The 24,782-nt window shown below is 72.8% G+C and carries 28 protein-coding genes; 22 read left to right on the plus strand and 6 right to left on the minus strand.

Going from position 1 to position 24,782, the window contains the following annotated elements; genetic code table 11:
- The first annotated feature begins 7 nt into the window (after positions 1 to 7).
- Genes ACZ7DY_RS21250 through ACZ7DY_RS21310 form a run of 13 tightly spaced genes read left to right on the plus strand, consistent with a single transcriptional unit; the run spans position 8 to position 14,409 of the window.
- Entirely contained in the window at positions 8 to 1,540 is a 1,533-nt protein-coding gene (locus tag ACZ7DY_RS21250) for a right-handed parallel beta-helix repeat-containing protein (protein ID WP_471137500.1), read from the plus strand.
- A gap of 1 nt (position 1,541) precedes the next feature.
- On the plus strand, positions 1,542 to 2,768 hold the full coding sequence (locus tag ACZ7DY_RS21255; RefSeq protein WP_471137501.1) for an O-antigen ligase domain-containing protein: 1,227 nt from the start codon (positions 1,542 to 1,544) through the stop codon (positions 2,766 to 2,768).
- An 8-nt stretch (positions 2,769 to 2,776) separates the two neighbouring features.
- On the plus strand, positions 2,777 to 4,021 hold the full coding sequence (locus ACZ7DY_RS21260; RefSeq protein WP_471137725.1) for a glycosyltransferase: 1,245 nt from the start codon (positions 2,777 to 2,779) through the stop codon (positions 4,019 to 4,021).
- On the plus strand, positions 4,018 to 5,268 hold the full coding sequence (locus tag ACZ7DY_RS21265; protein ID WP_471137502.1) for a class I SAM-dependent methyltransferase: 1,251 nt from the start codon (positions 4,018 to 4,020) through the stop codon (positions 5,266 to 5,268). Before ACZ7DY_RS21260 ends, ACZ7DY_RS21265 begins: the two co-directional genes overlap by 4 nt.
- The gene (locus ACZ7DY_RS21270; protein ID WP_471137503.1) at positions 5,265 to 6,059 is read left to right on the plus strand and encodes a sugar phosphate nucleotidyltransferase; all 795 of its coding nucleotides are present in this window, start codon (positions 5,265 to 5,267) and stop codon (positions 6,057 to 6,059) included. Before ACZ7DY_RS21265 ends, ACZ7DY_RS21270 begins: the two co-directional genes overlap by 4 nt.
- The gene (locus tag ACZ7DY_RS21275) at positions 6,056 to 6,703 is read left to right on the plus strand and encodes a PIG-L deacetylase family protein (RefSeq protein WP_471137504.1); all 648 of its coding nucleotides are present in this window, start codon (positions 6,056 to 6,058) and stop codon (positions 6,701 to 6,703) included. Before ACZ7DY_RS21270 ends, ACZ7DY_RS21275 begins: the two co-directional genes overlap by 4 nt.
- A gap of 3 nt (positions 6,704 to 6,706) precedes the next feature.
- Positions 6,707 to 7,732 (plus strand): NAD-dependent epimerase/dehydratase family protein, encoded by a 1,026-nt coding sequence (locus ACZ7DY_RS21280; RefSeq protein ID WP_471137505.1) that lies wholly within the window; start codon positions 6,707 to 6,709, stop codon positions 7,730 to 7,732.
- Positions 7,729 to 9,003: a DUF4910 domain-containing protein gene (locus ACZ7DY_RS21285; protein ID WP_471137506.1), complete on the plus strand. Its 1,275-nt coding sequence runs from the start codon at positions 7,729 to 7,731 to the stop codon at positions 9,001 to 9,003. The genes ACZ7DY_RS21280 and ACZ7DY_RS21285 overlap by 4 nt, the downstream gene beginning before the upstream one ends.
- Positions 9,000 to 10,310, plus strand: coding sequence for a hypothetical protein (locus ACZ7DY_RS21290; protein ID WP_471137507.1), 1,311 nt, complete (start codon positions 9,000 to 9,002; stop codon positions 10,308 to 10,310). Before ACZ7DY_RS21285 ends, ACZ7DY_RS21290 begins: the two co-directional genes overlap by 4 nt.
- Positions 10,307 to 11,254 (plus strand): glycosyltransferase family 2 protein, encoded by a 948-nt coding sequence (locus ACZ7DY_RS21295; protein ID WP_471137508.1) that lies wholly within the window; start codon positions 10,307 to 10,309, stop codon positions 11,252 to 11,254. The genes ACZ7DY_RS21290 and ACZ7DY_RS21295 overlap by 4 nt, the downstream gene beginning before the upstream one ends.
- Positions 11,251 to 12,489, plus strand: coding sequence for a polysaccharide pyruvyl transferase family protein (locus tag ACZ7DY_RS21300; RefSeq protein ID WP_471137509.1), 1,239 nt, complete (start codon positions 11,251 to 11,253; stop codon positions 12,487 to 12,489). The genes ACZ7DY_RS21295 and ACZ7DY_RS21300 overlap by 4 nt, the downstream gene beginning before the upstream one ends.
- A complete protein-coding gene (locus ACZ7DY_RS21305) occupies positions 12,486 to 13,037 on the plus strand; it encodes a dTDP-4-dehydrorhamnose 3,5-epimerase family protein (RefSeq protein WP_471137510.1) in 552 nt (183 codons plus the stop codon). Before ACZ7DY_RS21300 ends, ACZ7DY_RS21305 begins: the two co-directional genes overlap by 4 nt.
- A 7-nt stretch (positions 13,038 to 13,044) precedes the next feature.
- The gene (locus ACZ7DY_RS21310) at positions 13,045 to 14,409 is read left to right on the plus strand and encodes a glutamate-1-semialdehyde 2,1-aminomutase (protein WP_471137511.1); all 1,365 of its coding nucleotides are present in this window, start codon (positions 13,045 to 13,047) and stop codon (positions 14,407 to 14,409) included.
- A gap of 44 nt (positions 14,410 to 14,453) precedes the next feature.
- Here the strand turns inward: ACZ7DY_RS21310 and ACZ7DY_RS21315 are convergent, their stop codons facing one another.
- Complete coding sequence (locus ACZ7DY_RS21315; RefSeq protein WP_471137512.1) at positions 14,454 to 15,128, minus strand: phosphatase PAP2 family protein; 675 nt, start codon at positions 15,126 to 15,128, stop codon at positions 14,454 to 14,456.
- Positions 15,129 to 15,590: 462 nt separating this feature from the next.
- On the opposite strand from ACZ7DY_RS21315, the gene ACZ7DY_RS21320 reads away from it, so the two are divergent.
- The 4 genes from ACZ7DY_RS21320 (at position 15,591) to ACZ7DY_RS21335 (ending at position 18,255) form a co-directional block, all read left to right on the plus strand.
- Positions 15,591 to 16,028: an STAS domain-containing protein gene (locus ACZ7DY_RS21320; RefSeq protein ID WP_471137513.1), complete on the plus strand. Its 438-nt coding sequence runs from the start codon at positions 15,591 to 15,593 to the stop codon at positions 16,026 to 16,028.
- Between the two features lie 35 nt (positions 16,029 to 16,063).
- A complete protein-coding gene (locus ACZ7DY_RS21325) occupies positions 16,064 to 16,696 on the plus strand; it encodes a hypothetical protein (protein WP_471137514.1) in 633 nt (210 codons plus the stop codon).
- On the plus strand, positions 16,693 to 17,454 hold the full coding sequence (locus ACZ7DY_RS21330) for an ANTAR domain-containing protein (RefSeq protein WP_471137515.1): 762 nt from the start codon (positions 16,693 to 16,695) through the stop codon (positions 17,452 to 17,454). Before ACZ7DY_RS21325 ends, ACZ7DY_RS21330 begins: the two co-directional genes overlap by 4 nt.
- 84 nt (positions 17,455 to 17,538) lie before the next feature.
- A complete protein-coding gene (locus ACZ7DY_RS21335; protein ID WP_471137516.1) occupies positions 17,539 to 18,255 on the plus strand; it encodes a GAF and ANTAR domain-containing protein in 717 nt (238 codons plus the stop codon).
- 87 nt (positions 18,256 to 18,342) lie between these two features.
- Here the strand turns inward: ACZ7DY_RS21335 and ACZ7DY_RS21340 are convergent, their stop codons facing one another.
- Positions 18,343 to 19,173, minus strand: a complete 831-nt coding sequence (locus ACZ7DY_RS21340; RefSeq protein WP_471137517.1) for a DUF1206 domain-containing protein — start codon at positions 19,171 to 19,173, stop codon at positions 18,343 to 18,345.
- A gap of 125 nt (positions 19,174 to 19,298) precedes the next feature.
- Here ACZ7DY_RS21340 and ACZ7DY_RS21345 point away from each other — a divergent pair, with 125 nt between their 5' ends.
- The gene (locus ACZ7DY_RS21345) at positions 19,299 to 20,642 is read left to right on the plus strand and encodes a diacylglycerol/lipid kinase family protein (protein ID WP_471137518.1); all 1,344 of its coding nucleotides are present in this window, start codon (positions 19,299 to 19,301) and stop codon (positions 20,640 to 20,642) included.
- 238 nt (positions 20,643 to 20,880) lie between these two features.
- Here ACZ7DY_RS21345 and ACZ7DY_RS21350 read toward each other — a convergent pair whose 3' ends face one another.
- From ACZ7DY_RS21350 to ACZ7DY_RS21365, 4 genes are all read right to left on the minus strand, one after another.
- Entirely contained in the window at positions 20,881 to 21,234 is a 354-nt protein-coding gene (locus ACZ7DY_RS21350) for an ANTAR domain-containing protein (protein WP_471137519.1), read from the minus strand.
- A gap of 64 nt (positions 21,235 to 21,298) precedes the next feature.
- Positions 21,299 to 21,655, minus strand: coding sequence for a PRC-barrel domain-containing protein (locus tag ACZ7DY_RS21355; RefSeq protein ID WP_471137520.1), 357 nt, complete (start codon positions 21,653 to 21,655; stop codon positions 21,299 to 21,301).
- Positions 21,656 to 21,700: 45 nt separating this feature from the next.
- Complete coding sequence (locus ACZ7DY_RS21360; protein WP_471137727.1) at positions 21,701 to 22,051, minus strand: ANTAR domain-containing protein; 351 nt, start codon at positions 22,049 to 22,051, stop codon at positions 21,701 to 21,703.
- A gap of 88 nt (positions 22,052 to 22,139) precedes the next feature.
- A complete protein-coding gene (locus tag ACZ7DY_RS21365; protein ID WP_471137521.1) occupies positions 22,140 to 22,382 on the minus strand; it encodes a hypothetical protein in 243 nt (80 codons plus the stop codon).
- A gap of 401 nt (positions 22,383 to 22,783) precedes the next feature.
- On the opposite strand from ACZ7DY_RS21365, the gene ACZ7DY_RS21370 reads away from it, so the two are divergent.
- From ACZ7DY_RS21370 to ACZ7DY_RS21385, 4 genes are all read left to right on the plus strand, one after another.
- Positions 22,784 to 22,966, plus strand: a complete 183-nt coding sequence (locus tag ACZ7DY_RS21370) for a hypothetical protein (RefSeq protein ID WP_471137522.1) — start codon at positions 22,784 to 22,786, stop codon at positions 22,964 to 22,966.
- Positions 22,967 to 23,268: 302 nt separating this feature from the next.
- Entirely contained in the window at positions 23,269 to 23,442 is a 174-nt protein-coding gene (locus ACZ7DY_RS21375; RefSeq protein ID WP_471137523.1) for a CsbD family protein, read from the plus strand.
- A 92-nt stretch (positions 23,443 to 23,534) separates the two neighbouring features.
- The gene (locus ACZ7DY_RS21380) at positions 23,535 to 24,161 is read left to right on the plus strand and encodes a hypothetical protein (protein ID WP_471137524.1); all 627 of its coding nucleotides are present in this window, start codon (positions 23,535 to 23,537) and stop codon (positions 24,159 to 24,161) included.
- On the plus strand, positions 24,161 to 24,592 hold the full coding sequence (locus ACZ7DY_RS21385) for a hypothetical protein (RefSeq protein ID WP_471137525.1): 432 nt from the start codon (positions 24,161 to 24,163) through the stop codon (positions 24,590 to 24,592). The genes ACZ7DY_RS21380 and ACZ7DY_RS21385 overlap by 1 nt, the downstream gene beginning before the upstream one ends.
- Positions 24,593 to 24,782 lie beyond the last annotated feature (190 nt).

Genomic DNA, 24,782 nt, shown 5'->3' on the forward strand with positions numbered 1-24,782 from the left:
ACGCGCGGTGACGAAGAGGCGGAACCTGGTCCGGGTGGCGGCACCGCTCACCCTTGCCCTGCTGGCACTTGCGGGGTGTGAGAGCACGTCGGACGCCCCTGCGGCGGAGCCGACCGGCAAGCCCTCCACGTCCGCGGCCCGGCCCGTGGCCCGAGTGTGCGCCAAACCGGCGGCCGGCCCCGCGAAGGCGCCGGCGGGGGCGGTGACGGTCGACCCGGGGGTCGTCGGCGACCTCGCGGCGAAGACCAAGAAGAACCCCCCGAAGACCACGTTCTGGCTCCGTCCCGGCAAGCACCGGCTCGACCCCGACCGGTACGCGCAGGTCATCCCCAAGAAGGGCAACCGTTACCTCGGCGCGCCGGGCGCGGTGCTCGACGGCCGCAAGACCAACCAGTACGCGTTCGGCGGCACCGCCCGCGACGTCACCGTCGCCCACCTGACCGTGCAGCGGTTCGTGGCGCCGCCGGACGAGGGCGTGGTCAACCACGACTCGGCCGACGGCTGGCTGATCGAGCACGCGACGATCCAGCACAACTCCGGTGCCGGACTGATGGCCGGTGACCGCCAGCGGGTCCGCGCCAACTGCCTGCGCGCCAACGGCCAGTACGGCATGAACGCGTACAAGGCGAAGGGCCGGATCAGCGGTCTGGTCGTCGAGGGCAACGAGATCGTCGGCAACAACACCGGCGACTGGGAGCGGCGCAGGAAGGGCTGCGGCTGCACCGGAGGCGTGAAGTTCTGGGCCGTCAACGGCGCGGACGTGCGCGGCAATTGGGTGCACGACAACCGCGGGACCGGCCTGTGGGCGGACACCAACAACAACGACTTCCGCATCGAGGACAACGTCCTGGAGGCCAACGACGGTGCCGCGCTGATCTACGAGACGAGCTACAACGCGGTCATCCGCAGGAACACGTTCCGGCGCAACAACTGGGTCGAGGGCCGCAGGTACGCCGAGCGCGGCGACAGCTTCCCCTTCGCGACGGTGTATCTCTCCGAGTCCGGCGGCGAACCGCGGGTCCGCGCCCGCACCAGCAAGATCGAGATCTACCGGAACGTGCTGGAGAACAACTGGTCCGGGATCACCCTGTGGGAGAACGCCGACCGGTTCTGCAACAGCCCGGCCAACACCTCCTCCGGCGACTGCACCCTGCTGGTGCGCAAGACCGGGCGCTGCGCCGACCCGGCGATCGCCAAGGCGCCGCTCTACACCGACTGCCGGTGGAAGACCCAGCGCGTGGACATCCACGACAACCGCTTCGTCCTCGACAAATCCGTCGTCGACTGCACGGTGAAGTGCGACCGCATGGCGGTCCTCGCCAACTACGGCACCTACCCGGACTGGTCGCCGTACCAGGGCGAAAGCATCGCCGAGTCGATCACCCGCAAGCAGCACAACCGCTGGCACGACAACGTCTACGTCGGCCCGTGGAAGTTCGTCGCCCACGACCCGAGCCGGCTCCTCGACTTCGGGCAGTGGCAGAACATGCCGTACCAGCAGGACGCGGGGAGCACCCTCCGCGCACGGGCCGGTGATTGAGATGGACGGGGAACGCACACCGAGGGCCGTCGGGGCGGCCTGGGGCCTTCTGGTCCTCAACACGCTCGGCTCCGCGGGGGCGGTGACCATCGTGCCGCTGCCCCGCTCCCTCATCCAGATGGTGACCATGGGCGCGCTGGTCGCCGCGTTCGCGCTGGCGCTCGCCGTCAACCTGCGGCTGCAAGTGCGGCCCAGCGCCTACGTGTTCCTGCTCACCCTGCTGCTGGTGCCGAGCGTGATCTCCAGCGCCGATCTGGAGTCCGGGTTCGGCGCGCTGTTCCGCTGCGCCAGGCTGGCCCTCTTCATCGCCACGCTCTGGCTGCTCAGCCGCTGGTGGGACGGTGGCCTGACCTTCGTCCGGCACCACATCCGGATGTACTTCGCGGTCCTCGGGTCGGTCGCCGCCGGGCTGCTCATCTCGCCGGGCACGGCGCTGCCCGACCTCTACGGCGGGCGGCTGGTCGGCGCGCTGTGGCCGCTCACGCCGCCGCAGATCGGCCAGTACGCCGCGGTGATCATCGGGCTCACGGTGCTGCTCGTCCTCGGGCGCAGGACCGACCGGGCCGGCGCGGCGGTCGTCATCGTGCCGTCCCTCGTCCTGCTCGCGCTGACCCACACCCGTACGGCCACCCTCGGCCTGCTCATCGGTCTCGCGCTTGCGATCGGCTCGCTCGTCCTGACCAGCGCGGCCGCCCGCCGGTTCTTCGCCTGGACGGTGCTGTGCGCCCTGGTGGCCGTGGTGGGGTTCGCCTCCGCCCTCCAGGCGTGGTTCCTGCGCGGGCAGACCGAGGAGAACTTCTCCAACCTCACCGGCCGGGCCAAGGTCTGGGACGCCCTGCTCGCCGCGCCTCGTACGACGGCGGAGCAGCTCTTCGGCATGGGCCTCGGCGACAAGTCGTTCGGCGGGCTGCCGATCGACAACAGCTGGCTCGCCGTCTACAACGAGCAGGGCCTGACGGGTGCCGCGATCGTGGCGACGGTCATCGTCGTCCTCGCCGCCGTCGCGCTGCTGCGGCCGCCGTCGCTCCAGCGGGCCTGCGCGATCTTCCTGATCAGCTACTGCGCGATCGCGTCGTACACCGAGGCCGGCCTCGGCGACGCCTCGCCCTATCTGCTCCATCTCGCCCTGGCCGCCTCGCTGTTGGCGACTCCCGCCGCCGCGACGCGGCCGCCGGCCCCGGAGACCGCCCGACGACGTGTCCCGCGCTGGGCCCAGGAACGGAGGTGACCGCCCCCATGCACGTCCTCGTGGTGCACAACCGCTACGGCTCGGCACAGCCGAGCGGCGAGAACAAGGTCGTCGACCAGGAGGTGGCGCTGCTGCGCGCGGCCGGTCACCGGGTCGAGGTGTTCGAGCGGCGCAGCGACGACATCGCCGCCCGGTCCCTGCCGGGCAAGGCCGCGGTGCCGTTCCTCGTGCCGTGGAATCCGGGGGTCCGCCGGGAGCTCGCCGCCCGCCTGCGCGCCGGGCGGCCGGACGTGGTGCACGTCCACAACGTCTTCCCGCTCCTGTCGCCCGCGGTCCTCGCCGCCTGCGCCGACGCGGGCGTGCCCGCGGTGGCCACGCTCCACAACTACACGCAGGTCTGCCCGCCCGGCACCCTGCAGCGGGACGGCCGGCCGTGCACCGAGTGCGTCGGGACGACGGTGCCGCTGCCCGCCGTCCGGCACGGCTGCTACCGGAACTCCCGCCTGGCGACCGTGCCGCTCGCGGTCGGCCTGTCGGTCAACCGGCGGCGGTGGTGGTCCGGCGTGGAGCGGTTCTTCTGCATCTCCGCGGCGCAGCGCGACGTCCTGGTGCGGGCCGGCATGCCGGGCGAACGCCTCGCGGTCAAGCACAACTTCGTGCCGGACCCGGCGGCCCGCCGTACGGGCGAGGGCGAGCACCTGCTGTATCTGGGCCGCCTCGCCGAGGCCAAGGGCGTACGGCTGCTCATGGCGGCGTGGGACGAGCTGGCCGCGGACGGCGGGGTGGGGGTGCCGCTGGTGATCGCCGGCACGGGGCCGCTGGAGCGGGAGGTGACCGCGTGGGCGGCGGGCCGCGACGACGTGCGCTACGTCGGCCTGTACGACACGGCCCGGTGCCAGGAGGCCATCGCGCGGTCGGTCGCCGTGGTGGCCCCCTCGACGTGGCTGGAGGCGTTCGGCCTGGTGGTCGTGGAGGCGATGGCGGCCGGGGTGCCGACCGTCGCCGCCGGTCACGGCGCCTTCGCCGAGCTGGTCGAGGACGGGGTGACCGGGCTGCTGCACCGGCCGGGCGAGGCCGCCTCGCTCGCGTCCCGCATACGCCGGATCGCGGTCGAGAAGGACCGCAACCGGGAGATGGGCCTGGCGGCCCGGCGCCGTTACGAGCTGGGGTTCAGCCCGGCCGTCGGCCTGGACCGCCTGGTGGAGGGGTACCGCACCGCGATCGCGGGGCGGTCAGCACTGGCTCGCGGCGGGGACACGCCCGCGAGCAGGGGGGATGGGGACAGCAGATGACACGATGCCGACTCTGCGGCTCGGAAGCGATGGCGAGCGTCGTCGACCTGGGGGCGACGCCGCCGTGCGAGAGCTTCCTCGCCGCGGACCAACTGGACGGGCCGGAGCCCGCTTACCCGCTGCACCTGCGGGTCTGCACGGAGTGCTGGCTCGCGCAGATACCGCCGTTGATCACGCCGGAGGAGACGTTCAGCGAGTACGCGTACTTCTCCTCCTTCTCGACCTCCTGGGTGGAGCACGCGCGCACGTTCGTCGCCGACGCCGTCGAGCGGGTGGGGCTCGGCGCCGACGCCTTCGTGGTGGAGGTCGCGAGCAACGACGGATACCTGCTGAAGCACGTGGTGGACCGGGGGATCCGCTGCCTCGGCGTCGAACCGTCGGTGAACGTGGGTGCGGCGGCGCGGGACGCGGGGGTGCCGACGGTCACGGAGTTCCTGAGCCCGGAGACCGGTGCGGCCGTCCGCGCCGGGCACGGCCCGGCCGACCTGGTCGTGGCCAACAACGTGTACGCGCACATTCCCGACGTGGTCGGGTTCACGCGGGGGCTGCGCGCCCTGGTCGCCGACGACGGCTGGGTCTCCATCGAGGTGCAGCACCTGCTGACCCTGATCGAGGAGAACCAGTACGACACGATCTACCACGAGCACTTCCAGTACTACACGGTCGCCTCCGCGATGCGGGCCCTGGCGAGCGGTGGACTCGCCCTCGTGGACGTCGAGTTGCTGCCGACGCACGGCGGCTCGATCCGGCTGTGGGCGCGGCCCGCCGAGGTGGCCGGCGAGCCGAGCCGGCAGGTGACCGACGTGCTGGCCCGCGAGAAGGCGGCCGGGCTCCAGGAGCTGTCCGGGTACACCGAGTTCTCCGCGCGGGTCGCCAAGGTGCGCAGGGACCTCCTCAAGTTCCTGATCACGGCGGCCGAGCGCGGCGAGACGGTCGTCGGCTACGGCGCCCCTGGCAAGGGCAACACCCTGCTCAACCACTGCGGCATCCGGCCCGACCTGCTCGCGTACACCGTCGACCGCAACCCGTACAAGCACGGCCGGTTCACCCCGGGCACCCGCATCCCGATCCTGCCGCCCGAGCAGATCGCCGCCGACAAGCCGGATTACGTCCTCGTCCTGCCCTGGAACCTGCGGGCCGAACTGGTCGAGCAGCTGTCCTTCGTGCACGAGTGGGGCGGCCGGCTCGTCTTCCCCATCCCGGAACTGAGCGTCGTCGAAGCAGCGTCCCGAAAGGTCACAGCATGAAGGTCGTACTGTTCTGCGGCGGTTACGGGATGCGGATGCGCAACGGCAGCTCCGACGACGTGCCCAAGCCGATGGCGATGGTCGGCCCCAGGCCGCTGATCTGGCACGTGATGCGCTACTACGCGCACTTCGGGCACACGGAGTTCATCCTGTGCCTGGGCTACGGCGCCCACCACATCAAGGAGTTCTTCCTCAACTACGAGGAGACGACCTCCAACGACTTCGTCCTGCGGGGCGGGCGGACCGAGCTGCTCTCCACCGATATATCGGAGTGGACGATCACGTTCGCGCAGACCGGCATCGAGTCCCCGATCGGCGAGCGGCTGCGCCGGGTCCGCCACCACCTGGACGGCGACGAGATGTTCCTCGCCAACTACGCCGACGTGCTCACCGACGCCCCGCTGCCGGAGATGATCGACCGGTTCGCCCGGCGCGACGCCGGCGCGTCGATGATGGTGGTGCCGCCGCAGTCCTCGTTCCACTGCGTGGAGCTGGGCGAGGACGGCCTGGTGGGGGGCATCACCCCGGTGAGCGAACTGCCGATGTGGGAGAACGGCGGCTACTTCGTGCTCCGCCAGGAGGTCTTCGACCACATCCCGGACAACGGCGACCTGGTCGCCGACGGCTGCGGCGGACTGGCCAAGCAGGGACGGCTCGTGGCGCACCGGCACCGCGGCTTCTGGAAGCCGACGGACACCGTGAAGGAGCGCGCCGCGCTCGACGAGGCCTACGCCCGCGGCGACCGCCCGTGGGCCGTGTGGGAGCGGGACGGCGCGGGGGTGCGGGCATGATCCGGCTCGGCGCGGGGCGACTTGGACGGGTCGTGGCGGTGGGCGCGCACTGCGACGACATCGCCATCGGCGCCGGCGGCACGCTGCTGACCCTGTGCCTCGCGCACCCGGGGATCCGCGTCGACGCGCTGGTGCTCACCGGCGGTGGCGGCGAGCGGGAACAGGAGGAGCGGGCCGCGCTCGCCGCCTTCTGTCCGGGCGCCGACCTGCGCCTGACCGTGCTCAAGCTGCCGGACGGCCGGGTACCGGTGCACTGGGACGAGGCCAAGGCCGCCGTCGAGGAACTGCGGGCGCAGGGCGACCCTGATCTGGTCCTGGCCCCGCGCACCGATGACGCGCACCAGGACCACCGGGGCCTCGCGCAGCTGATCCCCACCGCGTTCCGCGACCACCTCGTGCTCGGCTACGAGATCGTCAAGTGGGACGGCGACCTCGGCCGCATGGCGGCGTACCAGCCGCTGTCGCCGGAGACCGCGGAGCGGAAGGTGCGGCTGCTGCAGGAGCACTACCCGTCGCAGCGCCACCGGCCCTGGTACGACCGGGAGGCCTTCCTCGGGCTCGCCCGGATCCGCGGCATCGAATGCCACGCGCGCTACGCCGAGGCGTTCGCCGTCACCAAACTCACTCTCGACCTGGGGGAATGAACCTTGCGCGTACTGCTCACCGGACACCAGGGCTATCTGGGCACCGTGATGGCCCCGGTCCTCGCGGCCGCCGGACACGAGGTCGTCGGTCTCGACGCCGGTCTGTTCGCCGACTGCGTGCTCGGCCCGGCCCCCGCTGACCCGCCCGGCCACCGGGTGGACCTGCGTGACGTCACGGCCGAACACGTGGCCGGGGTGGATGCCGTCATCCACCTCGCCGCGCTCTCCAACGACCCGCTGGGGTCGCTCGCGCCGGAGCTCACCTACGACATCAACCACCACGCGTCGGTACGCCTGGCCCGGCTCGCCCGCGACGCCGGGGTGCGGCGCTTCCTGTACGCGTCGACGTGCTCGGTCTACGGTGCCGCGGGCGGCGGCGACCTGGTCGGCGAGGACGCCCCGCTGCGGCCCGTGACCCCGTACGCGGAGTCCAAGGTGCGGGTGGAGGACGACCTGCACGCGCTGGCCGACGGCGACTTCACCCCGGTCTACATGCGCAACGCCACCGCGTTCGGCTACTCGCCCCGGCTCCGCGCCGACATCGTGCTGAACAACCTGGTGGGCCACGCGCTGCTCTCCGGCGAGGTGCTCGTGCTCTCCGACGGCACGCCCTGGCGTCCGCTGGTGCACGCCGTGGACATCGCGCGGGCCTTCACGGCCGCGCTGGACGCGCCGCGCGAAGCGGTGCACGACCGGGCGTTCAACATCGGCAGCGAGACCAACAACGTCACCGTCGCCGAGATCGCCGGGCAGGTCGCCGACGCGGTCGCCGGCGCGAAGGTGGTGATCACCGGCGAGAACGGCGCCGACCCCCGCTCGTACCGGGTGGACTTCTCCCGGTTCCGCGCCGCCGTCCCCGGCTTCGACTGCGAGTGGACGGTGCGGCAGGGCGCGCTCGAACTCGCCGACGCCTACCGGAAACACGGGCTGACCCGGGAGGACTTCGAGCAGCGTTTCACCCGGCTCGCCGTGCTGCGCGCGGCGTCCGGCGCGGGCACCGTCGACGACAGCCTGCGGCGGCGCGGATGACGGGGCCGGGCCGGGAGATGCACGCGCTGGTGGAGCGGCTGTACCCGCTCTGCCGGAGCATCACGGGCGACGGCGTGCGGGCCACCCTGGAGATCGTCGACGAGTACGTTCCGCTGCGGCTGCACGAGGTGCCGACCGGGACGCAGGTGCTCGACTGGACGGTGCCGCAAGAGTGGAACATCCGGGACGCGTACATCGCCGACGCCACCGGCCGCCGGGTCGTCGACTTCGCCGCGTCCAGCCTGCACGTCCTCGGCTACAGCGTGCCGGTCTCGGCGACGATGCCCCTGTCCGAGCTGCGCGAGCACCTGTACACCCTTCCGGAGCACCCGAGTTGGGTGCCGTACCGCACCAGCTACTACAAGCCGGAGTGGGGGTTCTGCCTGGCCCAGGAGACCCTGGACGCCCTGCCGGACGGGGAGTACGAGGTACGGATCGACTCCACGCTCGCCGACGGCCACCTCACCTACGCCGAGCACGTGGTCCCCGGCCGGGTCCCCGACGAGGTGATCGTCTCCTGCCACGTGTGTCATCCGTCGCTGGCCAACGACAACCTCGCCGGCATCGCGGTGGCGACGTTCCTCGCCCGGGCCCTGGCCGAGCGGACGCCGTACCACACCTACCGATTCATCTTCGCCCCCGGCACCATCGGGGCGATCACCTGGCTGGCCCGCAACGCGGAGCGGATCGATCAGGTCAAGCACGGTCTCGTGCTGGCCTGCGCCGGCGACCGGGGGCAGTTGACGTACAAGCAGAGCAGGCGCGGCGACGCGGAGATCGACCGGGTGCTGCGGCACGTCCTGACCACCTCCGAACGCCCGCACCGGATCACGGAGTTCACCCCGTACGGCTACGACGAGCGGCAGTACTGCTCCCCCGGGTTCGACCTCGGCGTGGGCTCGCTCAGCCGGACCCCGTACGCGGGCTACCCCGAGTACCACACCTCGGCGGACAATCCGGACTTCGTCTCGCCCGAGGCGATGGCGGACACGCTCGCCGTCTGCCGGGAGGCGTTCGACGTCCTCGACCGCAACCGGCGGTACGTCAACCTCAGCCCGTACGGCGAACCGCAGTTGGGCCGGCGCGGGCTGTACGACGCGCTCGGCGGCCGCAGCGACACCAAGCAGGCCCAGATGGCCATGCTCTGGGTGCTGAGCCTCTCCGACGGCGAGCACGGTCTGCTGGACGTCGCCGAGCGGTCCGGGCTGCCGTTCGACACCGTCGCCACCGCGGCCGACGCCCTGGCCGCCGCCGGGCTGATCAAGGCATGACGCCGATGACCACCGAGGGGGAGAGCGCGCAGGGCCGCACGGCCCCGGCCGGGCGGACCGCCAAGCGGGCCATGGTCGGCCGGCTCTCCTGGGGGCTCGCCGACCAGGCGGCGTCCAGCATCTCCAACTTCGCGGTGGGGATCTACGTGGCCCGCTCGCTGGGCCTTGCCGCGTTCGGCGTCTTCAGCCTGGCCTGGGTGACGTACGGCGTGGTGCTCAGCGTCTCCCGGGGCCTTGCCACCGACCCGCTCGTGGTGCGCTTCAGCGGGGTGCCCGAGGCGGCCTGGCGCGGGGCGGTGGCCCGCTCGTCGGGCGCGGCGCTCGGTGTCGGCGCCGCCGTCGGCGCGGCGTGCCTGGTGGCCGGCCTCGCTCTGGGCGGACGCGTGGGGCCCGCGTTCGCCTGCCTCGGCGTCGTGCTGCCGGGGCTGCTCGTGCAGGACGCCTGGCGGTACTCGTTCTTCGCCGCGGGGGCCGGGCGGAAGGCGTTCGTCAACGACCTGGTGTGGGGCGTCGCGCTCGTCCCCGCCATGGTGGTGGCGGCGCGCGTGGGCAGCGTGGCCGCGTACGTGGTCGCCTGGGGCGCGTCCGCCGCCGTGGCCGCGGTCTACGGCTGCTTCCAGTCCGGGATCCTGCCGCGCCCGGCCGGGGCGCGCGCGTGGCTGCGCGAACACCGCGACCTCAGCTACCGCTACCTCGTCGAGAACACCTGCGTCAGCGGCGCGAGCCAGCTGCGGGCGTACGGTCTCGGTGCGATCGTCGGGGTCGGCGCGGTGGGCGCGATCCGGGGGGCCGAGCTGCTGCTCGGCCCGTTCCTCGCCATCCTGATGGGTCTCTCCCTGGTCACCGTCGCCGAGGCGGCGAGGGTGCTGCGCCAGGCCCCGCACCGCCTCGGCTCCTTCTGCCTCGCCCTCGGCGGCGGGCAGGCCGTCGCCGCGCTGCTCTGGGGCGCGGCACTGCTGCTCGTGCCGGACCGGGCAGGCGAACTCGTGCTCGGCGACGTCTGGGACTCCGCCTCCCGGCTCATCGTGCCGGCCGCGCTCGGCGTCGCGGGCGCCGGCCTCGGCACCGGCGCGGCGGCCGGGCTGCGCGCGCTCGCCGCCGCCCGGCGCAGTCTGCGCAGCCAGCTGTTCGCCTCAGCCTGCTACGTCGCAGGCGGACTCGGCGGGGCCGCCGCGGCCGGCACGGTCGGCTCGGCCTGGGGCGTCGCCGCCGCGACCGCCTGCGGCTCGGCCGTGTGGTGGCTGCAACTGCGGGCCGCCCTGCGCGAGCGCCACCAGAACTCCATCCGTGAAGTGAGGACGTCATGACCGCCCAACCCCGGCTGAGCATCGGCCTGCCCGTCTACAACGGCGAGGAGTACCTCGCCGAGTCCCTCGACGCCCTGCTCGGCCAGACGTACGAGGACTTCGAACTGGTCATCACCGACAACGCCTCGACCGACGGGACCCAGGACATCTGCCGCAAGTACGCCGCCCGGGACTCGCGGATCCGCTACCTCCGCCTGGCCCGGAACATCGGCGCGGCGCCGAACCACAACTACGTGTTCACGCAGTGCCGCGGCGAGCTGTTCAAGTGGGCGTCGCACGACGACCTGTACGCCCGCGACCTGCTGCGCCGCTGCGTGGAGGCGCTCGACGAGCGGCCCGACGTGGTCCTCGCCCACTCCGGCCAGGCGGTCATCGACGGCGAGGGCCGGGTCAAGGTCCCCTACGAGTACGGGATCGCCACCGACTCGCCGCGCGCGCCGGAGCGCTTCCGCAGCTTCCTCTTCGAGCCCGGCGGCGACGACTTCTACGGCGTGATGCGGGCCGACGTGCTGCGCCGGGTGCGGCCGCACGACAGCTACCACCACGCGGACCGCACGTTCGTCGCGGAGATCGTCCTGAACGGGCCGTTCCACCAGGTGCCGGAGCTGCTGTACTTCCGCCGCGACCACCCCACCCGCGCCGAGCGGGCCAACCCCTCCAAGCGCTCCCGGTGCGTCAACCTCGACCCGCGCCGGGCGGGCCCGCTGCACCCCACGCCCCGGCTGCTCGCCGAGTACGTCTGGGGCTTCGCGTCGGCGATCCGGCGGGCGCCGCTCTCCTCGGCCGACCGCGGCGCGTGCTACCGCCACCTCGCGGCCTGGATGGCCAGCCGGGCCCGGCCGGGCGCGGGCGAGCGGGTCGAGGACCGCGCCCCGGCCGACCCGGCGCTGACCACCGTCTCCGTCGACGCCCTCGTCGCGGGACGCGAGGGCAGGCAGGCATGACGGTGGTGGACGGAACCCCGCCGCGCGTCGGGGTGTTCGGCCTGCTCGGCTCGGGCAACCTCGGCAACGACGGGTCGCTCGAAGCGGTGCTCGGCTACCTCCGCGCCGAGCACCCCGAGGCGCTCGTGGACGCGCTGTGCGGCGGGCCCGAGGCGGTCACCGCCCGGTACGGGATCCCCGCGACTCGGCTGCACTGGTACCGCGGCGAGTACCGGACGGCGTCGCGCGCGGGCGCCGTCGCGGGCAAGGCCATCGGCAAGGTCGTCGACGTCGTCCGCACGGCCCTCTGGGTGCGCGACCACGACGTGGTGATCGTGCCGGGCATGGGGGTCCTCGAGGCCACGCTGCCGCTGCGGCCGTGGGGCTTCCCGTACGCGCTGTTCCTGCTCTGCGCCTCGGGCCGCCTCTCGGGCACCCCGGTGGCGCTGGTGGGCGTCGGCGCGGACCCCATCGCGGTCCGGCCGACCAGGGCCCTGGTGCGCTGGTCGGCGCGGCTGGCCGCGTACCGGTCGTACCGGGACACGCACTCCCGCGACGCGATGCGGGCGATGGGGGTGGACACCGCCCGCGACCAGGTCTACCCCGACCTCGCCTTCGCCCTGCCCGCCCCGCGTGCGAGCATGCCGCCGAAGCGGCCGGGCACCGTCTGCGTCGGCGTCATGGACTTCCACGGCGGTGACGCCGACCGCGCCAGGGCCGATGAGATCCACCGCCGCTACCTCGAAGGGACGACCCGGTTCGTCCGCTCGCTGGCCGAGGCCGGCAGGCCCGTGCGGCTGCTCACCGGCGACGCGTGCGACGCGCCGGTGGTCGCGGCGATCCTGGCCGCGGTGGACTCGCCGCTGGTCACCGCGGCCGAAGCGGCCTCGCTCGCCGACCTGATGGCGGAGACGGCCGCCGCCGACGCGGTGGTGGCGACCCGCTACCACAACCTGATCTGCGCGCTGAAGGCCGGCACGCCGACGCTCGCCCTCAGCTACGCGGCCAAGAGCGACGCCCTCATGGACCGGATGGGCCTCGGCGCGTACTGCCACCCGGCCCGCGAGGTCGACGCCGACAAACTGATCGAGCAGTTCGGGGAATTGGAGGAGCGGGCGACGGAACTGCGGCGGACGCTTGCCGAGCGAAACCGTACCGCCGCACGCCAACTGGAGTGCCAGTTCACCGAGTTGTCCGCGACCCTGTTCCCGACGACCGACCACGCGCGAGCCCGCACCCGGCAGGAGAGCCCATGAAAGTGACCGAAGTCCCGGAGATCGCGGGCGCGTTCCTCTTCGAACCGACCCCGCACGCCGACGAACGCGGCTTCTTCTGCCGCACCTTCGACGCCGACGTGGTCCGCTCGGTCGGCCTCGACCCGGACGCCTTCATCCAGGACAGCCTCTCCCGCTCGGTCCGCGGCGTGCTGCGCGGCCTGCACCTGCGCTCCGGCGCGGGCGAGGCCAAGCTGGTGCGGTGCTCGTACGGGAAGATCTTCGACGTCGTCGTGGACCTGCGGCCGCAGTCGCCGACCCACCTGGGCCGCGCCTTCTTCGAACTGTCCGGCGACACCCAGGCGACCCTGTACATCCCCGCCGGGTGCGCGCACGGCTTCCAGGCGCTCACCGAGACCGCCGACACCTCGTACCGGATCGACCGCCCGCACGACCCCGCCGAGGACGTCACGATCGCCTTCGACGACCCGGAACTCGCCATCCCGTGGCCGCTGCCGGTCACCTCGATGTCCCGGCGGGACCGGGAGGCCCCGAGCCTCGCCGAGGCCCTGAAGCAGAAGGAGAGTTGAGGCCGACGTGGACACCGAGGAGTTCCGGCTGCCCCGGTCGCGGCTGGCGAACGAACGCCTGCACGCGCTGGTCCCCGGCGGCGCGCACACGTACGCCAAGGGCGACGACCAGTACCCCGAGGGCCTGGCCCCGGTCATCAGCCACGGCCGCGGCGCCCATGTGTGGGACGTCGACGGCAACCGCTACATCGAGTACGGATCGGGGCTGCGCTCGGTCAGCCTCGGCCACGCGCACCCCCGCGTGACGGAGGCGGTGCGCCGCGAACTCGACCGCGGCAGCAACTTCGTGCGGCCGTCCGTCATGGAGGTCGACGCCGCCGAACGCTTCCTCGCCACGGTGCCGACCGCCGAGATGGTGAAGTTCACGAAGAACGGCTCCGACGCCACCACCGCCGCGGTACGCCTCGCGCGCGCCGCCACCGGACGCCCGCGGGTGGCCGTCTGCGCCGACCACCCGTTCTTCTCCGTCGACGACTGGTTCATCGGCAGGACACCGATGTCCGCGGGCATCCCGGCGTCGACCACCGAGCTGACCGTGGCGTTCCCGTACGGAGACCTGGCGGCCACCGAGGAGCTGCTCACCCGGTACGAGGGCGAGGTCGCCTGCCTGATCCTGGAACCGGCCACCCACAACGAGCCGGCCCGGGGCTCTCGGCCCCCTTCCGGCGGAGAGGACCCCACCGCCGGCTATCTCGCGGGCCTGCGCGACCTCGCCGACCGGCACGGCTGCGTCCTGGTCTTCGACGAGATGATCACCGGTTTCCGCTGGTCCGAGGCGGGCGCCCAAGGCCTGTACGGCGTCACCCCCGACCTCTCCACCTTCGGCAAGGCGCTGGGCAACGGCTTCGCGGTCTCCGCGCTGGCCGGCCGCCGCGAGCTGATGGAAAGGGGCGGCCTGCGCCACCCCGACGACCGCGTCTTCCTCCTCTCCACCACGCACGGCGCGGAGACCCACTCCCTGGCCGCCGCGATGGCGGTGCAGGCCACCTACGTCGAGGAGGGCATCACCGCGCGCTTGCACGCCCTCGGCGAACGGCTGGCCGCCGGTGTCCGGGAGGCCGCCGCGGCGATGGGCGTGGGCGACCACGTGGTCGTCCGGGGCCGGGCCAGCAACCTCGTCTACGCCACCCTCGACGAGCAGGGCCGCCCGTCCCAGCCGTACCGCACGCTGTTCCTGCGCCGGCTCCTCGAAGGCGGGGTGCTCGCCCCTTCCTTCGTGGTGAGCAGCGCGCTCGACGACGCGGACATCGACGCCACGGTCGAGGTGGTGGCCCAGGCGTGCGCGGTCTACCGGAAGGCGCTGGACGCGGGCGACCCGAACCCATGGCTGGGCGGCCGCCCGGTGAAGCCGGTGTTCCGCCGCAAGGCGTGAACGGGAGGCGGCCGACCGAACCGACGCACGGACGTCACGTCACCTCACGCCGAGCCAGCGGGAGTTGACGTACGCCCTACCCCTCCGACCCGATCGACGAGCCACGCGGTGGCCGGTGTCGCCGCGAGCGCGGTGCACCAGCCGCCGAGCGCGTCGGTCGGGTAGTGCGCGCCCAGGGCGACCTGCGCCCACCCCATGGCGACCCCGGCGCCCAACGCGGCGGCGGCCACGAGTGAGATGCCGGCCGCCCTGCCGAGACCGAGCCGCCCGACTGCAAGCAGCGCCAGGACAAGTGCGAGGGAGGTGAGGAAGGCGGTGTGCCCGCTCGGGTAGGACAGATTGCCGTCGCCGTGAATGGTGCGCCCCACAAGCGACTTGAGCACGGTGGCCGTCACGACGGTGACGCCGACGCCGGCCACGACGAGCACGGCGCCACGAACCCACCGCAGCAGCAGACACCCGACCACCGCGGCCACGACGAGGAACGCAGACCCGACGGGCTCCCCCAGAAAGTCCACGGCCAGAGCGACACGCCGCCACGGCGGCCCCACACTGTCCGCGGTCGGCTCCACGAACCACCGATCCACGGCACCGGCCCGACTGTGCCCGGCGTACATGCCCCCGATCACGCCGACCACCAGCACGGCGAGCCCCGCGACCGCCCCCAGCCATGGGCGTAACGAGGGGACCAGCACATCGTCCCCCGACCGGTCTCTCACAAGCCCCCCGCTCCCCCGAGAACTGGACGCCGACAGGGCCGGGACGGCCGCTGCCTGCTCGCCCCACCATACGGCCGCGGGGGTCGGCCGCAGCGTGGCGCCACCGCACCCCGGCCGTCCCCGCGCCTCACGTGTGGCCGTCCCTGCGCCGACCTCCAAGTACCGGGCGGCACAACGGATGTGCGCACCGGGCGCCGCCGGGCCCCGGCCAGGTTCCAGCCCTTGAGAAGGGTGGCTTCCGGCCGCCTTCCGGTGCGGGATGGGGGTTATCCTGAGGTACGGACGTCCTGGACCCCGGCGGACCTGTTGTTGCTCGGCACAAATGGCCGCGGGGAGCGGACCACGTGGTCCGGTCACCCGCCTCCCCCGAATGTATGTCTCCGCCGGGAGCGTCCCGAGGAGGAGCCTGGAGTCAGGCTCCGCACGTGGCTCCGCCCGGCGGGTCTCTGGAACCGAGGCGTCATGCCCCTACCACAGTTGAACGTCTACCGGCACGACAGGAAGACCCGGGCCCTGATCACGCTGGCCGGTGAGATCGATCTGGAGACGGTGCCGCTGATGCGTACGGCGCTCGCGCGGTGCCTCCAGGACGGCATGCGCACCATCGACATCGATCTCACCCCTGTCACCTTCTGCGACTGCAGCGGCCTCAACGCCTTCGTCGAGGCGTCCCTGGACTCCACGACGGCGGGGGGAACACTGCGGCTGCACCACCCGCCTCCGCTGCTGGCATGGATGATCGAGCTGGCCGGCTGCGGCTTCGTCCTCATGGGGCTGCCTGCCGCTCCCGTGCCGCCACCCGTCCAGGACTCCCTTCCCTCCGGGCTGGATCCACTCCCCGTGACACGTCCCGAAAGATCGCGTCGGCCCGCTCCCGCGGTCCCCGGCGGTGTGCTGTGACGGGCTGGCCCCGGCGGGGGCGGTCGCGGCAGCCCGTGGGCGACGAGAAGTGCGACATCGGTGCGGTGCGGCTGCGTCAGGTGAACCGGTGGCTGGTGGAAGGCCTGCGCCAGGAGCTGGCGGATCTGTACGTGGCCTCCTGCGAGACCGAGGCCGCCGAGGAGTACCGCAGCGGCAGCCGGGCGGGGTTCCTGGACCGTCTGGCCGGTGACATCCGCCTGCCGGGGTTCGCCATGGTGATCGCGGAGACGGACGGCCTGGTGGGGTGCGCCTTTGGGTTCCCGGTGCGCGGCGACGGCTCATGGTGGCTGGGCTTCGACGGGGCACTGCCGCCCGGCATCGGCCAACTCACCGAGTCCGACCGAGTCTTCGCCGTCACCGGCATCCTGGTCCGCCCGCATCCACGGGACCGGGCCAGGGACCTGGCCCGCCGCCTCCAGGAGCGGCTGCTCGCCGATCACCAGGCATCGCTCGGCACCACCTTGCTGGACCGGGCCGATGGCCCGTCCCGCGACGCCTACCGCTCCTGGGGGTGGCAGGACATCGGAGAGATCCGGCGGCCGCGTGGCCACACGGTCTTCCGCGCCCTGGTGCTTCCCCTCGGAGAGCGAACCGTGGCGAGGCTGGAGGGGCCGACCCACCCCTCCTGGGCGCGGTGGCCCGGGTGACCCCCAACGGCCGGTCGTCGCGGATTCGCCTGCTGGTCGCCGAGCAGGCGGCCCGGCGTGGCGGCCGGGTCGGCGTGGTGGACGTGTGCGCCGCGGCGGTGGCCGCGCTGCCGGTCGACGGGGCCGGGCTCTCCGTGATGTCCCGGACCGCGGCAAGCCATCCGCTGTGCAGTACCGACGACATCAGCGAGCAACTGGAGGAGCTGCAGCTCACCTTGGGCGAGGGGCCGTGTGTGGACGCCTTCACGCACGGCACGGCCGTCCTCACGCCCGACCTGCGCATCAGTGAACTGCAGGACTGCTGGCCGGTGTTCGCGAACACGGCGCTGGCGGCCGGAGCGCACGCCGTCTTCGCGCTCCCCCTGCAGATCGGGGCGATCAACCCCGGAGTCCTGGACCTGTACGCCCGGGCCCCGGTCCGGCTGGGCGGGGAGGAGCTGGCCGACGCCCTGGCGTTCGCCGAGTTCGCGACGCTGGTCCTGCTGGACGCCCGGATCGACACGACCGGCGCACCACCCGACGACGGCGCGGCCCAGGGGCACTGCGAGGACCTGGGCGGGTACCGGGCGGAGATCTCCCAGGCCACCGGCATGCTCACCGTCCAGCTCGGCGTGGGGATCGACGAGGCCTTCGTCCGGCTGCGCGCGTACGCCTACGCCCATGGGCGGCGGCTCACCGTCGTCGCCGCCGACGTGGTGGCCCGACGGCTCCGCTTCTCCCCCGACGCGGAGCCGACCCAGAGGGACGAGGACCCGTGACGCCCCCGCCCGGTCCGGTGGATGCACGGCACCGCACCTCCGGCCCTCTTCAGGCAGAGCCAGTCTCGACAAAGGGTGTAGAAAATGAATGAGCAACTCCTGGCCAAGACGTTCGTCGAGTTGGCGGACAACCTGGTCGCCGACTTCGACCTGATCGACTTCCTGCGCCTGCTGGCCGACCGCTGCGTCGGGATGCTCGGCGCGAGCGCCGCCGGTGTGCTGCTCGCCGACCGGAACGGTGACCTGCGTGTCATGGCCGCTTCCGACGAACAGGTGCGGCTGCTCGAGCTCTTCCAGCTCCAGAACGACGAGGGCCCCTGCCTGGACTGCTTCCGAACGGGCACCCCGGTGGCCGTCACCGACCTGAGTACGGAGACCGCCCGCTGGCCCCGTTTCGTCGCCCAGGCGCAGCTGCACGGTTTCGGCGCGGTCCAGGCCCTGCCCATGCGGTTGCGGGACGAGGTCGTCGGTGCGCTGAATCTCTTCCGTACCGCTCCCGGCCCCTTCGACCCGGTGGACATCCCCATCGCGCAGGCCATGGCCGACGTCGCCACCATCAGTCTCCTCCAGCAACGTTCCACCGAGCGCACCACGGTCCTCAACGAGCAATTGCAGACCGCACTCAACAGCCGCGTACTGATCGAGCAGGCCAAGGGCAAACTGGCCGAACGCCAGGGCATCGACATGGAACAGGCGTTCAGCGCTCTGCGCGGCTACGCCCGCTCCCACCAGCTCCGCCTGTCCGACGTGGCCCGTGCCTTCATCGACGACACGGATCCCCTCGTCGGCCTGACGTTCTGAGTAAGGAGGACGCGCCGGTTGACGACCTCGGCCGATCCTCCCGGCAAGGCTGCTCCGGGCCCGGCCCGCCCGACGCCCGAAGCCTGCTCACAGGCGGCGCCAGCGCGCCGAAGCGAAGGAGAAGACCCCGAAGAGGATCAGGCCGATCGCCACGGCGACCAGCAGCCACGGGCCCACCGGCGTGTGGGTGAAGCTGCGGAGGGTGGCGTCCACCCCCTTGGCCTCGTTCGCGTCGAAGCGGATGGCCGCGATCAGGATGAAGACACCGGCCGCGGCGAACACCAGGCCGCGCGCCACGCCCCCGCCCACCCCCAGGCCGGTGACCACCTGACGGGTCCGGTGGCTCGTCCCGCCCAGGTCGAGCTGGCGCAGGAACTTGCGCATCGCCGCCCGTACCGCGAGCACCGCACCGATGCCGATCAGAAGGCAGCCGCCGGCTCCCACCAGCACTTGGCCGTACGACAGTTCGAGGACCGACGCCGTCCAGTCCCTTGACTTCGCGTTACCGCTGGAGCCCTGGCCGCCACCGGCGGCGAACACCGCGGTTCCCCAGCAGACCGAGCCGTAGAAGACCGCCCGGCCGCCGTCGAGGAGACGTGAGGCGGCCTTCCGCTCGGGCCCCCTGCCGAGCACCGCACGGGAGCCTCGCCACAGGGCCATGCAGCCGAAGCCGACGACCAGCGCCCACAGCATCACCTTGCCGAAGGGCTGCTCCGCGACCTGGTCCAGCGCGCCCTGCCGGTCCGCCGACTCCCCGCCACTGCCCAGGGCCATCTGCAGGGCCAGGGCACCGATGAGGACGTACACGACACCACGCGCGACGAAGCCCGCCCGACCAGCGGCGGTCAGCGTCTCGTTCTCGGCGGACCTGGCGGCGGAACCCGCGCCCCGGCCCCTTCCCCGTGCTCGAGACGACATCACAAGGCCCTCCCCACAGCATGGTGCGCGCGATGCGCGCCTGACCGCCGAGTGCCCCCGCACGAACGTCTGAAGCGCCGCGCGGCCGCCAGCCTGTTCGCCCCGGGCAGGGGTACTCGACCGGCATGCGAACCCATGAACCGCGAATCGGCGGACCCACGAAGCTCCGCGCGCCCGCGAAGGGCCTGACCACCGGCCGTGGCACACGCCGGGCCGCCTTGCGCGGCGCCGGCTCGCTCGCCCTCGTCTCCGCCGCCGTCCAAGCCGCCGCCAAGGCGCTCGACAGCCGCCGACCGCTGCGGCATCCGCCGAGCGGGACGACGCCCTCGTCCCATCGCACAGCCGGTGCCGCCGCCTTCGCGACGGCCGCCGCCCTTGAGGCTCCCGGGCTGGGAGCCGTCCTCCTCCCCGTCGCGGCGGGCATCGCCGCCGCCCGCGCCCGCTCAGGCGTGCATGCGCCCGGCCGCGTCCTGGCCGACGTCGTGCTCGGCGCGGGGGTCGCGGCGGCGACCTGCCGCTGGTGGCCGTTGCGCCGCGACGTGCCCGCCGACAGCGCTCGGCCCGGACTCCCGGTGCCCGCCCTTCCCTTCGGCGAAGGACTGGTCGTGGTCGTCAACAGCGACGCAGGCAACGAGATACCCGCCGAAGTCGAGCTGCGCACCCTCCTGCCCAAGGCCGACGTGCGGCTGTGCGAGGCCGGCGAGGACCTGCACACCGTGCTCCGGAAGGCCGCGGCGCACGTATCGGCGCGTGGCGGCGCGCTCGGAGTCGTGGGCGGCGACGGCACCGTCAACGCGGCGGCCGTGCTGGCCGTCGACGGCCACCTGCCGCTCGCGGTGTTCCCCGGCGGCACCCTCAACCACTTCGCCGCCGACCTGGGACTGCCGACCCTGCGGGACACCGCGGAGGCCGTGGAAGCAGGCCGGGGCGGTGCCGTCGACCTCGGCCGCGTCACCGGCGACGGCACCTGCACGTACTTCCTCAACACCTTCAGCATCGGCGTCTACCCCGAACTCGTCCGGGCCCGTGAGGCCCGCGAGACGTCCCTCGGCAAATGGCCCGCCCTCGCCATCGGCCTGCTCCGGGTCCTCACCGACGGCGCGCCCGTCGACGTCTTTGTCGACGGGCGGCCCCGGCGGCTGTGGCTGCTCTTCGCCGGCAACAGCCGTTACGATCCGTCCGGCTTCGCCCCCTCCTCCCGCCCGAGCCTCGACGACGGCCTCCTCGACCTGCGCATCGTCGACGGCAAGCACCCCTTCGCCCGCACCCGCCTCGTGGCCGCCTTCCTCACCGGCACCCTCGCCCGCTCCCGCGTCTACCAGGAGACCACCGCCGTCCGCCTGCGGATCGACGGCGTGGGCGAGGCAGGCGACTACACCCGCGACGGAGAAGTCAGCCCCGCCTCCGACACCTTCGTCCTCGACAAGAGGGCCCGGGCCCTCACCGTCTACCTGCCGGACCGACGGTGATCCCACGCGGAGAGCGCACGGCAGAGCACCCCGACGGCCTCGCGCACAACGCCCGGACCTTCCGGCCCTAATAGCCGCGCCGGCCGGCCGTGGCGTGGACCGGGCGCAGCCGCCGGACCCGCGTTTGAGGCCCCCGGGGCGGGATACCCGCGCAGGGCGTTCGGCGGCCGGCACCGGACGAAGGCACCGGAGGGTTGGGGAAACAGCTCCCGGTGCCGTCCGCAGCGCGCGCACATCCTCAGCGCCGGTCGTCGAGGCGCCCCAGCGCGCGGCGCAGTTCCCGCCGCATCCGCTCGGGAAGCGGCACGCCCTCCGTGGTGGCGACCAGGGACGCGGCCACATCCCGGAGTTTGACGTTGCAGTGCTGCGATACGTCCACCAGCACCTCCCAGGCCCGCTCGCCGGGGCACGGCGCGAGGGCCATCACCATGCCGCGCGCCTGGTCGATCACTGCTCGGCTCGACAGCGCCCTGGCCAACTGCGCATTCTCCGACCGCAGTTCGAGGACCTCGACGACGGGATCCGCAACCCCGGCCGACGCCTCAGCCGTCGGGGGTCTCCCGTCTTCACCGGGTGTGGTCGCTTGACGCATGGCACCTACCTCACAGCACAGTGACGAGAGCCATGGCCTGCGCCCTCCTGGGCGCCGCCCGCGGTCAGCGACGGGCGAGCTTCCGCTCGCCGCCCGCACCGGGCTCGTAGGGCAACCCGTAGTGCTTGAAGACCGCTTCCTCGTCCTCGGCGGGCAGGACGTCGTCGGTGCCGATCGAGGGAGCGGTCTTCACCAGCGCCTTGGCGTAGGTGACCTTGAGGTAGTCCGGGCCGACGATCGCGTCGTCGAGGGGGACGAACAGCAGGCGGTGCCGGGTGGGCAACCCGGTCCGCACCGTGGCCATGGCCGGCTCGTCGGTGGCGGTGTCCACATAGACCGCTTCGAGGACACCGATCTTGTGTGCCTCGGCGTCGACGACCGCGAGGTCGCGCCACTCCCGGACATCGGCTGCGTGAATCATGACGTCTCCCTCCTGAGGGGCCCATCCCGTCCGTACGACCGACGCTCAAGTCCGGTCCGCCGCGTGGAGCCGTCGCAGCGCGCGGCGCAACGCCCGATGCACCGGGCCGGGCAGCGGCTCGCCCTCCGTAGTGGCGACCACGGCCGCGGCCACCTCTCGCAGCCTGAGATCGCATCGCCGCGCGACATCCACCAGCAGGCCCCGCGCCGCCCCGCGACGGCACGGGGTCAGCACCATCACCATGCCGCAGGCCTGGTCGACGACGGCTCGGCCGGCCATCATCCGGCGCAGCTGATCGATCTCGGCCCGCAGCGCGGCGGCGTCCCGCCCCGGGGACGCGCCTGCCCGGGCGGGGCGGGCCGTCAGCTGCTGCCGCTCCTCTTGGACCGCGATCATGCGCCGCACGACCGACCCCTCTCGCCGAATCGCTCCGTCCGGCCCGGCCGACGCCGCTCCGGACTGCCTGGGCAGGCAATGTCGCGGGTCACCTGTGGTGCTCGTGGTCCCGGCGGTCCTGGCGCATCCATCGTCCTTGGCGCTGGCGGCGATAGCGGCGATCCCACCGCTCCTGACGGTCCCGGTACTCCCGGTACTGCCCGTACTCCGAGTCGTTCCCGCGCCCCCAGACCCTGCCGCCGCCGCGCCCGTAGTGGACGAAGCCGAAGACCAGCACGGCCGCGGCCACCCACCACAGGGCGTCGAGGAATCCGAGACCGAACAAGGCCACGAGGAGAATGAACCAGAGCACGAACACGGCGGGCCTCCCGGGGCGGAACGGAACATCGCTGCCGGGGTCCGGGGCCTCGCTCCCCAGCGTAGTCCTTCCCGGAGACCGCGGGTACCTCACCGCTCCACCGCGTACTGCCCGCTCCGGATGGCTCCTTGACATCTGGTCAGTGAATGCGGCGGGGGCTAGTGTGCGGCGTGCCGCCCCGGCCCCCGGCCGCACCGAACAGCCCTCGCGCTCCCCAGGGAACGCACCGCGCGCATCGTTGCCGGAGCCGCCGCGTCACGAGCCCGACCGCTCCCGCATCCGCCCCTCGCCTCTCCGGCGCGGCCTCGATGCGCCCCGTGCGGGCACCGATCCGCTGCCCGCCGCGTCGCACGCATCGACCTCAGGCGGTACGCATGTACACGCTGATCGTTCCGGCCGCAGCCCCCTTCGTCCTGCTCGCGACCGTCATGGGCCTGGCCTGGTGGGAGGATCACATCCTGCCGCCGGCCGAGCCGACCGAACCTCGCGCCGCGACTCCGGTTTCCCGGGCGGCCCGGCCACGCTCCCCCGACTCGTACGCATCCAAGGGCCGTTGACAAAGGAAGTCACCGGGCGTTGACTGACGGCACGGTGCAAGGCCATGCCGATCCGGATCCATCGGGCGAGGCATTCCGCCTTCCCGCTTCGCCCGGACCCCGCGGACAACAGGAACACGCCCCCGCGGACCGGAGGCCCCGACGATGACATGGATCGTTCTCCTTCTGCTGATCCTGGTGGTCTTCCCTCCGCAGTCGTGGCCGACCCACCTCACCCCAGTGACCCGCCCGGCCCCCTGGAACGGCGGCTCGCACGGCGATCACGCGCGGGTGCCCACCCATCGGACGATCGGAGGACAGCCATGAGCGTGGGACGGACGATCAGGCACAGGACGCAGGCCTTCACGGGCCGGATCACGGAACGCTTCGGCAGGAGAACCGGCGACGGGCGACTGCGGAGGCGGGGCAGGGCCGACCGGATCTCCGGAGGTCTGAAGCAGTCCGGCGACAAGGCGAAGGGCGCCTTCAGGCGCTGACACGACCGGCCGGGCCAACACCGCCCGCGCTGAAGGGGGTTGCCGGAAAGGCGGCAGAGCGGGCAACGGCTCAAGGCCAAAAGGGGGCAGCCATGGCCACCGTCGTCATCATCACCGTGCTCGTCATCGCGGCGGCAACCCTCTTCTTGCTCGGGCGTGGACGGGCCCGAGGCGGAGGCGGACGCGACCTGAAGCGCCGCTTCGGGCCCGAGTACGCCCGCGCCGTCGCCCTCCACAACGGCGACGTCCGGGCGGCCGAGCGGGAGCTCACCGAACGTGTGAGTCGTCACGGATCCCTCCAGGGGCGACCGCTGTCACCCGAGGTCCGCGAGCAGTACGCGACCCAATGGGCCCTCGCCCAGGAGCAGTTCGCCGAGTCGCCGCACATGGCCGTCATCGAGGCGGACGCACTGTTGTCGCGCCTCACCGGTGACCGGGGTTTCCCCGGCGGCGAGCAGTTCGAGGTGCGGATGGCCGCGCTCTCCGTCCACCACGCCCACCATTCCCATGGCCACCGTGTCCTGCATGCGGCGGCCCGCGGCCAGAGCGGAACAGAGGAGATGCGGCAGGCCATGATCGAAGCCCGCACCCTCTTCGAGGCCCTGGTCGCCGAGCGACCGAACGCGCCGGACCGGCGCGATCCACGATCTTTTGACGACCGCAGCCACGCGCCGTGGGTACTGAGCCGGCGCCACGCGAAGGGAAGTGACACAGGGTGATGTACGACCAGGAACGCGCACAGCAACCCCGGGGCGAGAGCCCGGATCCCGCGAAGCGGCACGCTCCGCAGCCGCCCCGCAGCGAACCGGACCGCCCGCGGCACGATCCGGCCGTCGGCGCCGACGATCCCCGCCACGCCCCCGGCTCCCCCCTGCTCCCCCCAGGCGAGCGGGAGAAGCTCACCATGGGGCTCCAGCAGGCCCTCGGCACCTTCGTGGAGAGCCCCCGCCAGGCGGTGGAGGAGGCCGACAGCGTCTTCGACGAGGCCGTGACCCGTCTGACCGAAGCCCTCGCCGACCGGCGCCGCGCCCTGCGCACGAGCTGGCAGGACAAGGACACCGAAGTGCCGACCGAGGAACTGCGGCTCGCGCTGCGGCAGTACAGGGAGACGACGGAGCTGTTGCTGCACATGGAGCCGTCCGCCCGGTGAGACTGCCTCCCGCGTGAAGCACGGCCGCCGCCCGGCACCGGTGCGCGAGCGCGCACCGGCCGCGAAGGCGGCGGCCGTGTGCTGGGGCCGGCCCGGCCCCGGGCTTCCCCGAGGCGCTCACCTCGCCGATCAGTCACGGGAGTTCTGTCCGTGCACTTCACGTCCTCGGTAGGGCGAAGCGCGGGATGCG

The sequence above is a fragment of the Streptomyces sp. NPDC037013 genome (assembly GCF_055607265.1).